Genomic DNA, 15174 nt, shown 5'->3' on the forward strand with positions numbered 1-15174 from the left:
CCCGGAGGGACACCACCATGACCACCACCGCCCCACCCCCCACCGGCCCCGCCCACAACCACCCCACCACCCCGGCAACAAACACCAACCCGGGCACAGGCACAGCCACGACCGCGGACACGGCCGGCGCCGACACCACCCCCCTACGCCACCTCAAAGTCGCCGTCATCGGCGCCGGCATCTCCGGCCTCGGCGCCGCCATCCGCCTCCTCCAAACCGGCACCGACGACTTCCTCGTCTTCGAACGCGCCCACGACCTCGGCGGCACCTGGCGCGACAACACCTACCCCGGCTGCGCCTGCGACGTCCAGGCCCACCTCTACTCCTACTCCTTCGCCCGCAACCCCAACTGGAAATCCACCTTCGCCACCCAAGCCGAAGTCCACACCTACCTCAAAGACACCGCCCGCCGCTTCGGCGTCGAACCCCACCTGCGCTACGACCACGAACTCCTCACCGCCCGCTGGAACCCCACCCGCCAGCACTGGCACATCCACACCACCCAGGGCCACTACACCGCCCAGATCCTCATCACCGGCACCGGCTACCTCTCCGAACCCGCCCTGCCCGACATCCCCGGCCTCTCCACCTTCACCGGCACCCTCTTCCACTCCGCCCAATGGCGCCACGACCACGACCTCACCGGCCGCAACGTCGCCGTCATCGGCACCGGCGCCTCCGCCATCCAATTCGTCCCCCAGATCCAACCCACCGTCGCCCACCTCGACCTCTACCAACGCACACCCCCCTGGGTCGCCCACAAACCCGACAAACCCAACACCCCCCGCCACACCTGGCTCCTCCGCCACCTCCCCGGCTACCAGAAATTCCGCCGCAACTTCAACAAACACGGCCGCGAAATCGTCGCGTTCTTCATGTCCCGCCCCAGCCGCACCACCGGCATGAAAAACATGGCCGCCGGCCACCTCAAAAAATCCGTCCCCGACCCCGAACTCCGCAAACTCCTCACCCCCGACTACACCGTCGGCTGCAAACGCCTCCTCTTCTCCAACACCTGGTACCCCGCCATCCAACAACCCAACGTCACCATCATCCCCGACACCATCACCCACATCGGCCCCACCCACATCACCACCCAAGACGGCACCACCCGCCCCATCGACACCATCATCCTCGCCACCGGCTTCACCACCACCACCCGCCCCATCGCCCACCGCATCCACGGCACCAACGGCACCACCCTCGCCCACCACTGGACCACCCACGGCATGACCGCCCACCGCGGAACCACCATCCACGGCTTCCCCAACCTCTTCATGATCCTCGGCCCCAACACCACCCTCGGCCACTCCAGCCAAACCGTCATCATCGAATCCCAGATCACCTACATCACCCAAGCCATCAAAACCCTCACCACCCGCAACATCACCAGCATCCAACCCCGCCCCGAAGCCCAAACCACCTACAACAACACCCTCAACAAACGCCTCAAAAACACCGTCTGGAACACCGGCGGCTGCACCAGCTGGTACACCGACAAACACGGCAACAACCCCAACATCTGGCCCACCTACACCTACCGCTTCAAAAACCAAACCCGCCACCTCGACCTCACCAACTACCAAACCACCACCCACACCCACCCCTAACCACCCCACACACCAAAACCAAAACAACCACCCCCAAAACAACCGGAAATCACCGCCGGGATTCACCGGTGACGACGCCCCCCACGCCCGCCGGCCACCCCCACGGACCGGCGGGCACACGCCCGACCGCCGCACCCAGACCCAGACCCACCGAAAGCCGAAGTACGGACATGCGAAACACCGAATCCGACCGAGAGAAGGACCTCCCATGACCCGCCCGCCCCTGTCCCGACGCTCCGTGCTCGCCGGCACCGCCGCGACCGCCACCGCGATGGTCATCGGCTTCGACTCGGCCACGCGCGCCTGGGCGACCACCCAGGACGCAGTCCCGGCCGGGCGCCTCGTCCCCGTCCCGACCCTGGACGGCACGCTGACCTCGAGCGCGGCCACCGTGGCCGAGTTCAGCCAGGACTTCGGGCGGCTGACCACCAGCACCCCGTACGCCGTCCTGCGGCCCGGCTCCGACCAGGACGTCGTCAAGATCGTCAACTACGCGCGCTGCAACGGCCTCAAGGTCGCCATGAACGGTCGCAGCGGCACCGGGACCGAGCTCGAGTCGCACTCCAACTACGGCCAGGCCGGGGTCGCCGGCGGCATCAGCATCGATGCCCGTTCGCTGAACCGCATCCACTCCATCTCGGCGACCAGTGCGACCGTCGACGCCGGCGTCACCTGGGCCCAGCTCACCGATGCCGCGCTCGCCAAGGGTCTGACGCCGCCGTGCCTGACCGACTACCTCCACCTGTCCGTCGGCGGCACCATCAGCGTCGGCGGCATCGGCTCCACCGTCCAGAAGTACGGCCTCCAGGCGGACACCGTGGAGTCGATCGACATCGTGACCGGCACCGGGCAGCTCGTCACGGCCACCGCCACCCGCAACCGCGACCTGTTCAACGCCGCGCTGGCCGGCGCCGGGCAGTTCGGCATCATCCTGCGCGCGACGGTCAAGCTGGTGCCCGCCCCGCAGCGCGCCCTCGTCTTCAACCTCTTCTACGACAACCTCGCCACGTACCTCGCCGACCAGGAGACCATCCTCCGGGACGGCCGTTTCCCCAGCCAGGTCGGCGAGATCGTCCCGCAGCCGAACGGGGCCGCCCCCCGGTACAAGATCGAGACCGTCGTCTACTACAACGGCACCACCGCGCCCGACCCGGCGCGTTACCTGGCCGGTCTGTCGCCCGTCGCCGCCGACACGCTCATCGCCGACCAGACGTACCGCGAGTACACGTTCCGTGCCGACGCCTTCGCCGACAACCTGAAGAACCTGGGCTACTGGAACGAGCCCAAGCCGTGGCTGAGCCTCTTCCTCCCCGCTTCCAAGGCCGCCACCTTCGTCAACTACGCCCTGCCCGCGCTCACCCCGGACGCCATCGGCGGCGGCCTGCTGCTCTTCTACCCCTTCCCGACCAACAAGATCACCCGGCCCAACGCGATCACGCCCAACGAGCCGGTCACCTACCTCTTCGACCTGCTGACCTTCCCCCACCCCGGCACCGACCCGGCCCCCCAGCTGCAGCGCAACCGCACCCTGTACGACTACGCCACCACGCTCGGCGCCAAGCGCTACCTGGTCGGCGCCGTACCGCGGATGACCCAGACGGACTGGCAGCGCCACTACGGTTCCCAGTGGGCCACCCTGACCGCCCAGAAGTTCCGCTACGACCCGGCTCGCATCCTCACGCCGGGCCAGAACATCTTCGGCTGAGGCGCCGCGCCGCACCGCCCGTTGACGCGACCCCGGTTACTTCCCCTCCCCGACCAACCGCGTCACCGAACGACCGGGTCCAGGGCCCGCACCGCCCGCGGACCGCCCGGAGCTCCAGACCGCCCGGAACCCACCTCACCACGCCTCGTCGAGGCCACCAGCGGAGGCCGGAGATGACCACCACCCACCCCGCCCCGACGGCCGTCCACACCATCCCCGGTGGGCCCGCCGCCCCCGGTGGCATCCGACGCCTCGGCGTCGCCACCGTCCTCGGCACCCTCCTCCCGCCCGGCGTCGCGTGCGCCGAGGCCTTCGGGCCCCCGCCCGAGGGCCCGCTCCTCGGGCCGGAGGCCGAGCACATCAAGGGCCGGACCCCCCGCCGGCGGCGCCAGTTCACCGCCGCCCGCACCCTCGCCCGCACCACCCTCACCGCCCTCGGCCACCCGCCCGTCCCGCTCGTGCCCGGCCCCGGCGGCGCCCCCCAGTGGCCCGAAGGCGTGACCGGCAGCATCACGCACACCCACGGCTACACGGCCTGCGCCACGGCCCCCACCGCGCGCCTCGCCTCCCTGGGCATCGACGCCGAGCCGGCGCAGCCGCTCCCCCACGGCCCCCTGCAGCTCGTCACCAGCGAGGCGGAGCGGCACCACCTCGCCGGACTGCCGGCCGGCCGCGTGCCCTGGGACCGCCTCCTCTTCAGCGCCAAGGAGGCCGTGTACAAGGCCGGCTACCCGCTCACCCGGCGCTGGATCCCGCTCGCCGCCATCACCGTCACCCTCGACCGGGGCCACGGCTTCACCGCGCACCACCCCGATCTCCCCGACGCCCACCGGGGCCGCTGGACGATGGTGCAGAACGTGCTCATCACCGCCCTCGTCATCCCCCGGACGGAAGAACCGGCAGGTCAGCGCCCCCTGCCCGGGGTCGACGCGCCGCGCTGACCGCTGCCAGGATGTCCCGGTGTCCTCCCGTGCCCTCACGGAAGCCCGCCTGCGCGGGGTCGCCGCCAATCCGGCCGCACCGCCCGAGGTGCTGCTGCGGCCGCTGAGCCCGCAGGCCCGCGCCGCCCGGGCGCCGCTCTGTCGGGAGCGCGCCTGCCCGCCGACGTCGTCGAGGCGGTGATCGCGCACCCGGAGCGGGCGGTGCGGGCCGGCTTCGCCCGCAACCGGCGGGCCGCCCCCGAGCAGCGCGGCCCCGGCCGGCCGACGAGGAACGGCTGCTGCTCTCACGGCGCGAACGGCCGGTAGGCGAGGGCCAGTTCGACCACCTCGGCGGCTGTCGGCTCCGGCTCGCCGGGCGGGTAGATCGAGTAGATCAGGTCGCTGACATAGCCAGTCGGACAGCCAAGGCCCCTGTCCAGCGCCTCCAGCGTGCGGTCGATCTCGGCGTCGTTGTAGCAGTCCCCATCCATGATCTTCTGCACCATCGCAACGGCCGACTCAAACGTCATCACTGCTCCGACCACTCCCTCCAGGACGCGGAGAGTTTAGCGAGTCGCGTGATCGACCGGACTGTCCCTAGGGTGGGACCGAAGAACGATCACCGAGCGCCCGGGGGGGCCAAGATGACCACGACCACAGCCGTCCGATGGCGACGCCGCACCGTCCAGGGGATCGTCGGCGGCGCAGTGGTGCTGGCGGCCCTCGGGCTGGTGGGCGACCGGTGCAGTGAGGACGGCGGTCTGCTCACCCCCGCCGAGCTGTTCCACCACCCGCTGCTGTTCGGCACGTTGATCGCGGGCGCGCTGCTCGCCGCGGTCCTGATCGGCGTCCGCGACATCGTCGTCCGGGCCCTCACCACCGTCATGGCCGTCCTCCTCGGCCTGCTCGCCTCGCCGTTCTACATCCTGGCCGGCGACGGGACCAGGACATCGATGAACGAGGCCGCACCCGGCCGGGACGACCGCCACCTCGTCGTCGAGGAGGGGTCCGCGATGATCGACCCGCTCTGGTGGGTCTACGTCGACCAAGGCACCGGCCTCACCGAACGCCGGTGGAGGGTCGGCTACTTCAACGGCGACGCGGGCAAGAACGCCCTGACGGGCGCCGCCTGGGACGGCCCCGACCGCATCCGCCTCACCACCGGCGACACCCGGACGCAGGTCGTGGAGCTCACCGCATCCGGCCGCCCCACCCGGACCGTGACCCGCGGCCAGTGACCGCCGCAGATCCGCCCGGCGGCGGCCGCCGCCGAACGGGGCCGCACCGGGTGGCCTGCCGGATCCGGCCGGTCTACCGGGTCGCCGTCCTCAGGTGGCCGGCGTGAAGGCCGGGAAGGCCGCGAACCAGAGCACCACGAAGGTCGCGATCGTCATGAGCGGGACGAGGAACCTCGTCTCCACCCTGTTGCCGGTGCGCTTGATCAGGGCGATTTCGTAGTGCCGCCCGAGAGGCCAGAACAAGGGTATTCCCCGCCTGGTCAGAAGGTCACCGAGCAGGTGCGCCGATACGCCCAGGGCCACCGCGCAAGGCAGCCACTGCGGGGTGTTCGGCAGCCAGGAGTCCAGCCCGGCCGCCCCGAGCGCGGCCAGGCCGGTGGGGTAGACCCAGGTCGCCGGACCGCTGCCGGGCGGATGCAGGTGCAACGCCCGGACGGCCAGCGTCAGGAGGCAGAACGTCAGGCCGAGGGTGAAGCCGCGCCCGAGACAGCTGATGCCGGTCCAGGTGCCACCGCCCGCCAGCACGACGAACAGCAGCGAGTGGGTGGCGCGGCGGTGACCGCCGGAGATCCAACCGACCAGTCGGCAGAGCGCTCTGGAGACCGGCCCGAGCCAGTGCGCGAACGTGCTGTCGTGGTGGTCCAGGTCGGGCAGGAGGGCAGCACCAGCACACAGGATCGTGCCCATCAGGACGTCGGCCGGCCCGAGAGGTCGGCCGACGAGTACGGGCGGGAGATGGGGTGAAGCGGCCGCGAACAGCAGCGCCCCACCCACCGCGTGCGAATGTCCCATCATGCTGCCCCGCCCCCTGTCGCTCTCTTCGGCCGGCCGGCCGACCGATCGGGCGGTCGACACGAGACGGGTCGCCGGGCTATCGGGGACGGCCGGTTCGCGCTGTGCGCCCGACAGCACGTCGGCTACCCGCGATCATCATCTTGAAGCACCGCCCGTGTGATCCCGACACCTTGACGAGGTGGCGCACCTGCTGGGGCAGCGCCCACCTGCTGGGGCAGCGCCACTCACGTGGTCACCACCGTCCCGGTGCCGGACAGCATGCGGCTCCGCGCTCTCCAGCGTTACACCGACCGCCGACGGGGCAGCAGAGTCGCCATGGGACCCCTCTCGAAACTCGACACCGGACTCTTCTCACGGGTGGCGCACGCACGACTGCACGGCCTCGAAGGCTGGCTCCCCGGGCTCAGCCGGTCCGCTGACCACGGGCTCCTCTGGACGGCCTCCGCAGGGCTGCTGGCCGCATGCGGTGACCGCACCGCCAGAAGGGCCGCCCTGCGCGGCCTCGGCTCGCTCCTCCTGGCCTCGGCGGCGGCGAACGTGGTGGCAAAGTCCGTGGCAGGACGTCAGCGACCCGTCCTCGACGCCGTTCCTCTGGTGCGAAGGCTCACCAGGCAGCCCGTCACCACCTCGTTCCCCTCGGGGCATGCGGCGTCCGCGGCCGCGTTCGCCACCGGTCTCGCACTGGAGTCCCCGGCCCTGGGAGCGATCGCGGCACCCTTGGCGGGGGCCGTGATGGTCTCCCGGGTCTACGTCGGCGCGCACTACCCGAGCGACGTGGTCGCCGGGGCCGCCCTCGGCGTCTCGATGGCCGCGCTCACGCTGCGCTGGTGGCCGCGGCGGCCCTCCGGCCCGGCTTCCGCCGCGCCCCCAGCCGTCGCCGCACCGGCGCTGCCGCGCGGCGAGGGGCTGAACGTGGTGGTGAACAGCGGGTCCGGCAGCTCCCTCCTGCCCGGCTCCGACGCCACCGCGGAGGGCAGGGCCGCCGAGCTGCGCGAGCTGTTGCCGGCGGCCCGCATCCTCGTCTGCGGCGCCGACGAGGAGCTGGAGAAGGTCATGGCCGAGGCCGCCGAGGGCTGCCGGGCGCTGGGCGTCTGCGGCGGAGACGGAACGGTCAACCTGGCGGCCGAGGTGGCGTCCGGGCGGGGCCTGCCACTGGCGGTCTTTCCCGGCGGCACCCTCAACCACTTCGCGGTCGACCTGGGGTGCCCGAGCCTGCGCTCGACGGCCGAGGCGGTGGAGGCGGGCAGCGCCGCCGCCGTGGACTTGGGCCAGGTCCTCGCCGCTGAGGGCGACCGCGTCTTCCTCAACACCTTCAGCCTTGGCGTCTACCCCGAACTCGTCCGGGTGCGAGAGGAGTTGGAACCGCGTCTCGGCAAGTGGCCGGCGCTGCTCGTCGCCCTGGTCCGGGTCCTCGCCACCGCCGAGCCCGTCCCGATCGAGGTGTCGGGGCGGGCCCGCCAGCTGTGGCTGCTCTTCGCGGGCAACGGGTCCTACGACCCACCGGGCTTCGCCCCGAGCCACCGCAGCGCGCTGGACGGGGGGAGACTCGACATCAGGGTCGTGGACGGCAGCCACCCCTTCGCCCGGACCAGGCTGGTCGCGGCCTTCCTCTCCGGCACGCTTGCACGGTCCCGGGTGTACCGGTCCGTGCGCCTGCCCGCACTCGACCTGACGGACCTCCACGACGTGCCCCGCATGTCCCTGGACGGCGAGAGCGTCGAGGCCCCCGACCGCTTGCGACTGCGCACCGGTGTCAGGGGCCTGACGGTGTACCGCCCCGAGCACCCCGCCACGCCGTGACCCGGCGCCGCGCGGTATCGCGCGGCGATCCACGGCTCGGCCCTCATCCGGTGACGAAGGCGGCTGAGGGCTGGAGGCCCGCGAGGTCCGGAGCCGTGGCCGGCCGTTCGGGGCTGCCGGGTTCCCGGGGCTCCCGGTGACGCCGGTGAGGCCCCGGTCACGTCACCGGCCGGGACGTCGACACGGTCGGCCCGCGGCGGTGGTTCCGGCTGCCGGGCCGGGCCGCGGACACCGGTCCGCGCGGGCCGACGGGGGAACGAGCGCGGTGAGGATCGCCGCGAGCGCGAACGGAACCGGCAGCAGGACCACGGCCATGATCATGGACGCCCCTCGGGTGACGAGCAGGATCTGTACCGGCTTCCCCGATCTCCCCTGGCCATGTCGGGGAGGAACGGCCCGTCTCGACGGCACGGGATGCCGCCGCACCTGCCGGCGGCGGTCCGCGGGCCCGGAAGGACTCGCAGCGCCCGGCCGACCGGGCCGCGCCGAGACCCTCGCCGCCGTGTGAAGCAGCCATGTGCATACGTCTGCGGAAGCGGGGCATGCGGGGACCCATCACCAACTGAAAGGCCACTGACCATGGTTCCCCTGCTGCTCGTCCTCCTGCTGGCACTGCTCCTGTTCGGCGCCGGCTTCGCCGTCAAGATCCTCTGGTGGATCGCCATCGCGGTCTTCGTCGTCTGGCTGCTGGGCTTCGTCGCCCGGAGCACCGGCGCCTCGGGCACCCGCGGACGGTGGTACCGCTGGTGACCCGTCACGTCCCCGAACCGGTCGCCGACTGCCCGGCGCACGGGGCGGCCCCCGGCACGGCGGCGACGAACGGGGCCGGCCGGTGGCCGTCGTGAGGCTCCCGCAGGTCACCGGCCTCACGGTGGCGGCCGTCGCCCTCCCGGCGACGGCCGCCATCCTGTCCCGGCGTGTCCACGCAGGACCGCGACCGGGCACGTGCACGGCACGGCGGTGACGAGTCCGCACGGGTTCACCGCCCCCGGCAGCCGACTCTGCGGAGCGCCCGGCAGATCGTGGCCGCGACGGGCGTCGACCACCCGCCCCGACGGAACCCCGCACATGCTGCACCGCCGGGTCGACCCGCAGACCCTGCGCAGCCCCGCGCACCTCCAGCCCCGGCCGGCGCCGGGCCGGATCCTCCACGAGGCGCCCCCGTCCTGGGAGCAGGACCGGGAAGGCCGCCGGCCCCGACCGCTTCACCCTCTGACCCCGTGACCGCTCCTGCGAAGGGAAGTCCCCGTGCCGCGTACCGTCGCCCGTCTGATCGTCGACGCCCTGCAGGAACTGGGCGTGCGCCATGTCTTCGGCGTCGTCGGCGACGCCCTGAACCCGTTGACCGACGCCATCCGCACCACCGACGGCCTCTCCTGGGTCGGCTGCCGCCACGAGGAGGCCGCAGCGTTCGCCGCCGGTGCCCAGTCGCAGCTCTCCGGACGGCTGGGCGTGTGCATGGGCACCGTCGGCCCCGGCTCGGTACACCTGCTCAACGGCCTGTACGACGCGGCCAAGAGCCGCACCCCGGTACTGGCCATCGCCGGGCAGGTGCCCACCGCGGAGATGGGCGGCGACTACTTCCAGGAGGTCGACAACGACCTGCTGTTCCGCGACGTCGCGGTCTACCGGGCCACCCTGACCTCCCCCGGACAACTGCCCCGGATGCTCGAGGCCGCCGTCCGCGCGGCGACCGGCGAGCGGGGCGTGGCGGTCCTCACCGTCCCCGCCGACCTGGGTGAGCGCGAGGTACCGGACGACCGCCCGGCCCGCTTCCCGCGTTCCGGCCCGGTCATCCGACCGGACGACACGGGGATCCGGGCGGCCTCCGACCTGATCAACGCCGGCGGCCGGACCACCCTGTTGGTCGGACGCGGCGCCCGGGAGGCCCGCACGGAGGTGCTGGCCCTCGCCGAGCGGTTGTCGGCACCGATGGTGCTCACCCTGAAGGCCAAGGAAGGCTTCGAGCACGACAATCCGTACCAGGTCGGTCAGACCGGCCTGATCGGCAACCCCGCCGCGGTCCACGCGCTCGAGGGCTGTGACACGCTGATCATGCTCGGCACGGACTTCCCGTACCGGGACTGGTACCCCACCGGCTGCAGGACCGTGCAGATCGACCTCCACCCACGCCACCTCGGCCGTCGCACACCGGTGGACGTCGGTCTGGTCGGGGACACCGCGGCCACCCTGCGCGCGCTGCTCCCCCACGTGGACGCGGTCGAGGGGAGCGCGCACCTCGACCGGGCACGCGCACGCTTCGACGACTGGCTCGCCGGCCAGCGGAAGCTCGCCGAACCACGCCGCGACCAGCACTCCCTGCTCGGCCGCATGCGCAGCGCCCTGGACAACCGGGGCCACGACGTCCGCCCCGAGGCACTGGCCGCCGCCGTGGACGCCTTCGCGGACGACGACGCCATCTTCACCTCCGACACCGGCATGGCCACCGTGTGGCTCTCGCGCTTCGTGACCATGCGCGGCCGGCGCCGGCTGCTGGGCTCCTACGACCTCGGCTCGATGGCCAACGCCATGCCCCAGGCCCTCGGCGCACAGCTCTGGGCCCTGGACCGCCAGGTCGTGGCGTTCTGCGGCGACGGTGGTCTGAGCATGCTGCTCGGCGATCTGATGACGATCAGGGCCTACCGGCTGCCGGTGAAGCTCGTGGTCTTCGACAACCGACGACTCGGCATGGTCAAGCTCGAACAGGAGCAGTCGGGCCTGCCGGAGTACGGAACGGAGCTCGACAATCCCGACTTCGCCGCGGTCGCCACCGCCCTCGGGCTGACCGGCATCCGCGTCACCGACCCCTCCGACCTGCAGGACGGCGTACGGCGGGCCTTCGGCACGCCCGGGCCGGTGCTGCTCGACGTCCTCACCAACCCCGAAGAGCTGGCGGTCCCGGGCAAGCCGACCGTCGAGCAGGGATGGGGTTTCGCCATCGCCAGGATCAAGGAGACCCTCCGCAGCCACGACGGCTGACACTCCCCCGGGCGCGGAGGGCCTTTGCCCGGGTCGCCCGGCACCCGGCTCCGGGCGACCCGACGCCTGCCTGTGGGGCCGGGTGCTCTTACCGCCGGGACGCTGCGGCGAAGGCCGACGCGTCCCGGCGGTCGGCCCCGCCGTGTCCGTCGCCCGCGTCACCTCACCGGCTCGGCTGCGGGGCCGCTCGGCGGGTCCACCAGGGCTCCGGGGGCTTGGAAGCCCCGGGGCCCCCGGGCCAGTAGCCGACCCTACGCGCAGTCGGCAGCGGGTGGACGGCCGGGGATGCCGGTCTCGGCCCACACGGTCTTGCCGGGGCCCCGGGGCTCGACGCCCCACCGACAGGCCAGCCGCTCGACGATGAGCAGCCCGTGACCGCCGGGGCTCGCGGGTGGCCGGGGAGTGCGCAGGGCGGGCAGTGCCGGAGAGCCGTCGCCGACCTCGATCCGCAGCCTGCCCGTACGCGCCGACAGCGCGAGTTCCAAAGCCCCTCCGGCGTGCATCACGGCGTTCGAGACCAGCTCGGCCACCAGGAGGACGACGTCCCGCTCAGCCTCCGCGGAACTGCCGGGACCGGCCCAGTCCGCGAGCGCCCGCGAGGTGAACTCCCTCGCACGGGCGACCGGCTTCGGGACTCCCGCCAGCCGGAGCCGCCGGAGCTGTGCGACGGGCGGCCGCGCCGGACCGGCAGCAGTCCGACCGTCCTCCAGGGCCCCGCCGCTGCCGGTCATCTGCACCTGTCCCCCTTCCAGTCCAGCGGTCCCTTCCTGAACCGGCTTCCCCGGCGAGCCGCGTCGAGCACGGTGTCGGTGTGGCCGCCCGCCCCACCGGCACGTCAGCCCGACGGTCGGGGTACGGCCGTGTCGTCCAGGTGGATGGAGAAGACCGCGTCGGTGCCCGTGAGCTCGAAGACCCGCGCGACAGCGGGTGAAGGGCGGGCGATCCGGAAGTCGATGCCGGCCGCCACGGCGTTCATGCGGGCCTGCAGGAGCAGGTTGAGGCCTGACGAGTCACAGAACGCCACGTGCTGGAGGTCGACGACGATCGACGAGGGGCGCTCCGCCGTCAGGCCGTCGAGCGCCGAGATGACGGGCGCCCGGGTCTCGGCGTCCAGGTCCCCGGCGATCTCGCAGACGGACGCACGTGTGGCGGTGCGGCGTACGCGTACCGCGAGACCACTCGTGGGTGGCCCCCATGCCTCTGCGGCACTCGTGCTCCCGGACTCGCTCGTCATTCGTCCCCTCCACCCCGGCGCGTGACCCCCTGCTCCTGCCCGTCCCGCTTCCCGGCCCGCACCGACGGTTCCCCGTCACCCACGAGGCCTTCGCGCAACGTCCTCAGCGTACGGCTGAGCAGGCGTGATACGTGCATCTGGGACAGACCGAGCCGGCCGCCGATCTGGGACTGCGTCAGGTCCTCGGTGAACCTCATCGACAGGATGAGTCGCTCGCGGGGCGGCAGGGCCGCGATCAGGGGCTTGAGCGCCACCAGGTCGGTCACCAACTCGGCGTGGTCCGCATCCGGGCCGAGGAGGCGGTCGGCCGACCGGGCCGCACCGTCCTGCTGGGGACCGGCCGGGAGGTCCAGCGAGCCGGCACTGCGGGCACGGGCGGCGGCAAGGCCCTCGGTGATCGACTCCTCGGGCAGTTCGAGGTGACGGGCCAGTTCGGCGACCGTGGGCTCTCGGTCGAGCTGCTGGGAGAGTGCGTCCTGGGCCTTCGCCAGGGCCAGCCGCAGCTCCTGCAGCCGCCTGGGCACGTGGACGGCCCAGGTGTTGTCACGGAAGTGGCGGCGGATCTCGCCCATCACGGTCGGGATGGCGAAGCTGCTGAACTCGACCCCGTGATCCGGATCGAAGCGGTCGATCGCCTTGATCAGGCCGATGGCACCGACCTGGAGCAGGTCGTCCCGGCTCTCGTGGTGAGGTGCGAAGCGGCGGAGCACGAACTGCACGAGGGACATGTTGAGTTCGATCAGCGTGCCCCGTACGTAGGAGTACTCCATGGTGCCCTCGTCCAGGGCCGCGAGTCGAGCCAGGAGCGTTCGGGTCAACTCCCGCGCGTCGGCCGGGGCGACGTCGCACGGGTCGCCGACGTCGGCGAGCAACGATGCGAGCTCGGGATCGGGGCCGCGGGTGACGACGGGGGCGCCGGGCGACGACGGCGCAGGCCGGGATGCGCACGGGAGCAGCTCGCTACTGGTCATGGTCATGTCGATCCTTTTCCTCCGTCACCACGGCGCGGGCCGTCCGCGGTTACCCCTCGGGGCGACATGCATGCCACCGCCGCGCGTGAAGGTTCTGTGCATGTCTGGACGGCGTCCGCGAACGGGGGCCGGCCGGGTGGCGGAACGTTCACCCCTGAGCGCCCTCAGCACACGGGAAGCGTGACGGTGATGCGCTTCCCGCCGCCGGGCAGCAGCTGGACGGTGCACGTGAGGGCCACCCGACGGACGATCGTCCAACCGCGGCCGCCGGGGCGGGCCGGGTCCCCGCCGTGCAGCGCGTGCTGCCGTGGACGCTCTTCCGTGGCGTCCTCGACCTCGATGCACAGCACGGCCGGGTCCGCGTCCAGTCGTGCGGCAGCCGTCACCGTGGAGGGGTGGAGTATGACCGGCGAAGAGCGGCTGGTGCGGACTCGGTGGTTCGCCGCCTGGACGACCCGTCGGTGGCTTCGCGCCGGCGCGACGGCCGCGCTCGTCGTCCTGACCGTGCTCGGGGCGACGGGCTTCTGGGTCCTCGACCGGACCCAGGCTCCGTACCAGCAGGGTCTGTCCGACGAGGAGACCCAGACAGCGCGCCTCGCGGACCTGCTGAAGGACGACGCCTCCGCGCTCGAGGACCTGGCCGGCGTCGGGCGCGCGATCTCGGCGTGGCAGTCGGAGCTGGCCCGACCGGTGGCCGATTCCCCGCCCGGCGCGCCGGCGCCGGCGGCCGCCGCCCTCGCCGCGCCGGGCAAGGCCTCCTTCGACGGCGTCCGGGCCCGACTGGCCGAGCAGCAGGACCGTTTGCGCGCGGAGCGCACCAGGGCGAGAGATGAGCTCGCTTCCACACTGACGCTGCGGAACTGGGTGTTCGGCGCCATCGCGGGCCTCATCCTGATCCTCGCCGCCCTGGTGTTCGAAGGACTGCGGCGCGGCATCAACCGCCCGCTCGAACAACTCGGAGCCGATGCCCGCGTCATCGCCGGCGGCGAGTTCGACCACCCCATCACCACGACCGGCCCCGCCGACCTGCGCCGGCTCAGCGGTGAGATCGACCGCATGCGCGTTCGCCTCGTGCGGGAGCTCGGCTTCAGCGAGCAGGCCCGGCTGCGCCTGGACGCGCAGGCCGCCGACCTCCAGCGTTCCAACACCGAGCTGGAGCAGTTCGCCTACGTCGCCTCCCACGACCTCCAGGAACCGCTGCGCAAGGTCTCCAGCTTCACCCAGCTCCTCCAGCGCCGCTACGGCGGTCAACTCGACGCCAAGGCCGACCAGTACATCGGTTTCGCGGTCGACGGCGCCAACCGCATGCAGACCCTCATCAACGACCTCCTCGACTTCTCCCGGGTCGGGCGTCTCCACCACGCCCACCTGGAAGTCGACATGGACGAGGCGTTGGAGCAGACCCTGGCCGCGCTGAGCGTGGGCATCGAGGAAGCCGGGGCGGAGATCACCCACGACCCGCTGCCGACGCTGGTCGCCGACCCCACCCAGATGGGCATGCTCTGGCAGAACCTGATCGGCAACGCCGTGAAGTTCCGCAGGCCCGGAACCCGTCCGCACATCGACGTCTCGGCCGAGCGCGACGGCGCGCTGTGGCGGTTCTCGGTCACCGACGACGGCATCGGCATCGCACCCGAGTTCACCGAGAAGGTCTTCCTGATCTTCCAACGGCTGCACACCAAGGACGCGTACTCCGGCAGCGGCATCGGCCTGGCCATGTGCAAGAAGATCGTCGAGTTCCACGGCGGCACCATCACCGTCGACCCCGACTACCGGGCCGGTACCCGCATCACCTTCACCCTGGCAGCCGAACCGCCGAAGCCCCCCGGCCTTCCGGCCATGCCCGAGACCTCCCGCACCCACCAGGAGCACGCACGATGACCACGACCATGGTGTCCTCCGCGGGGGCGGCCACCGGGGGG

At 72.2% G+C, this 15174-nt stretch carries 15 protein-coding genes; 9 read left to right on the forward strand and 6 right to left on the reverse strand.

Features of this window, described 5'->3' with window-relative positions; translation table 11 throughout:
• The first annotated feature begins 17 nt into the window (after window positions 1-17).
• The 4 genes from ACFYUY_RS24705 to ACFYUY_RS24720 all read left to right on the forward strand — a co-directional run bounded on the left by ACFYUY_RS24705 (window position 18) and on the right by ACFYUY_RS24720 (window position 4437).
• Complete coding sequence (locus ACFYUY_RS24705) at window positions 18-1610, forward strand: flavin-containing monooxygenase (protein ID WP_387903717.1); 1593 nt, start codon at window positions 18-20, stop codon at window positions 1608-1610.
• Window positions 1611-1818: 208 nt separating this feature from the next.
• Window positions 1819-3315 carry an FAD-binding protein gene (locus ACFYUY_RS24710; RefSeq protein WP_360206664.1) on the forward strand — a complete coding sequence of 499 codons (1497 nt, stop codon included), beginning with the start codon at window positions 1819-1821 and terminating at the stop codon, window positions 3313-3315.
• Between the two features lie 173 nt (window positions 3316-3488).
• On the forward strand, window positions 3489-4256 hold the full coding sequence (locus ACFYUY_RS24715) for a 4'-phosphopantetheinyl transferase (protein ID WP_387903720.1): 768 nt from the start codon (window positions 3489-3491) through the stop codon (window positions 4254-4256).
• 19 nt (window positions 4257-4275) lie between these two features.
• The gene (locus tag ACFYUY_RS24720) at window positions 4276-4437 is read left to right on the forward strand and encodes a hypothetical protein (protein ID WP_387903723.1); all 162 of its coding nucleotides are present in this window, start codon (window positions 4276-4278) and stop codon (window positions 4435-4437) included.
• Window positions 4438-4540: 103 nt separating this feature from the next.
• On the opposite strand, the gene ACFYUY_RS24725 is transcribed toward ACFYUY_RS24720, so the two are convergent.
• Entirely contained in the window at window positions 4541-4765 is a 225-nt protein-coding gene (locus tag ACFYUY_RS24725; RefSeq protein WP_360206656.1) for an e9imm peptide, read from the reverse strand.
• 114 nt (window positions 4766-4879) lie between these two features.
• On the opposite strand from ACFYUY_RS24725, the gene ACFYUY_RS24730 reads away from it, so the two are divergent.
• Complete coding sequence (locus ACFYUY_RS24730; protein WP_387903726.1) at window positions 4880-5473, forward strand: hypothetical protein; 594 nt, start codon at window positions 4880-4882, stop codon at window positions 5471-5473.
• Window positions 5474-5563: 90 nt separating this feature from the next.
• On the opposite strand, the gene ACFYUY_RS24735 is transcribed toward ACFYUY_RS24730, so the two are convergent.
• Window positions 5564-6268 (reverse strand): metal-dependent hydrolase, encoded by a 705-nt coding sequence (locus tag ACFYUY_RS24735; protein WP_387903729.1) that lies wholly within the window; start codon window positions 6266-6268, stop codon window positions 5564-5566.
• Window positions 6269-6625: 357 nt separating this feature from the next.
• Here ACFYUY_RS24735 and ACFYUY_RS24740 point away from each other — a divergent pair, with 357 nt between their 5' ends.
• The 3 genes from ACFYUY_RS24740 (at window position 6626) to ACFYUY_RS24750 (ending at window position 11047) form a co-directional block, all read left to right on the forward strand.
• Entirely contained in the window at window positions 6626-8068 is a 1443-nt protein-coding gene (locus ACFYUY_RS24740; RefSeq protein ID WP_387903731.1) for a bifunctional phosphatase PAP2/diacylglycerol kinase family protein, read from the forward strand.
• Window positions 8069-8647: 579 nt separating this feature from the next.
• Window positions 8648-8818: a hydrophobic protein gene (locus tag ACFYUY_RS24745; RefSeq protein ID WP_387903734.1), complete on the forward strand. Its 171-nt coding sequence runs from the start codon at window positions 8648-8650 to the stop codon at window positions 8816-8818.
• Between the two features lie 498 nt (window positions 8819-9316).
• Window positions 9317-11047, forward strand: coding sequence for a thiamine pyrophosphate-dependent enzyme (locus tag ACFYUY_RS24750; protein WP_387903736.1), 1731 nt, complete (start codon window positions 9317-9319; stop codon window positions 11045-11047).
• Between the two features lie 251 nt (window positions 11048-11298).
• Here ACFYUY_RS24750 and ACFYUY_RS24755 read toward each other — a convergent pair whose 3' ends face one another.
• The 4 genes from ACFYUY_RS24755 to ACFYUY_RS24770 all read right to left on the reverse strand — a co-directional run bounded on the left by ACFYUY_RS24755 (window position 11299) and on the right by ACFYUY_RS24770 (window position 13638).
• Window positions 11299-11778, reverse strand: coding sequence for an ATP-binding protein (locus ACFYUY_RS24755; protein ID WP_387903810.1), 480 nt, complete (start codon window positions 11776-11778; stop codon window positions 11299-11301).
• Between the two features lie 104 nt (window positions 11779-11882).
• Window positions 11883-12281: an STAS domain-containing protein gene (locus ACFYUY_RS24760; protein WP_387903738.1), complete on the reverse strand. Its 399-nt coding sequence runs from the start codon at window positions 12279-12281 to the stop codon at window positions 11883-11885.
• The gene (locus tag ACFYUY_RS24765; protein WP_387903741.1) at window positions 12278-13258 is read right to left on the reverse strand and encodes a SigB/SigF/SigG family RNA polymerase sigma factor; all 981 of its coding nucleotides are present in this window, start codon (window positions 13256-13258) and stop codon (window positions 12278-12280) included. The genes ACFYUY_RS24760 and ACFYUY_RS24765 overlap by 4 nt, the downstream gene beginning before the upstream one ends.
• Window positions 13259-13416: 158 nt before the next feature.
• Window positions 13417-13638 carry a hypothetical protein gene (locus tag ACFYUY_RS24770; protein WP_387903743.1) on the reverse strand — a complete coding sequence of 74 codons (222 nt, stop codon included), beginning with the start codon at window positions 13636-13638 and terminating at the stop codon, window positions 13417-13419.
• 16 nt (window positions 13639-13654) lie between these two features.
• On the opposite strand from ACFYUY_RS24770, the gene ACFYUY_RS24775 reads away from it, so the two are divergent.
• A complete protein-coding gene (locus ACFYUY_RS24775; protein WP_387903746.1) occupies window positions 13655-15133 on the forward strand; it encodes an ATP-binding protein in 1479 nt (492 codons plus the stop codon).
• The last annotated feature ends 41 nt before the right edge of the window (window positions 15134-15174 follow it).

It is taken from the genome of Kitasatospora sp. NPDC004745, assembly GCF_042873275.1.
Classification (GTDB): domain Bacteria; phylum Actinomycetota; class Actinomycetes; order Streptomycetales; family Streptomycetaceae; genus Kitasatospora.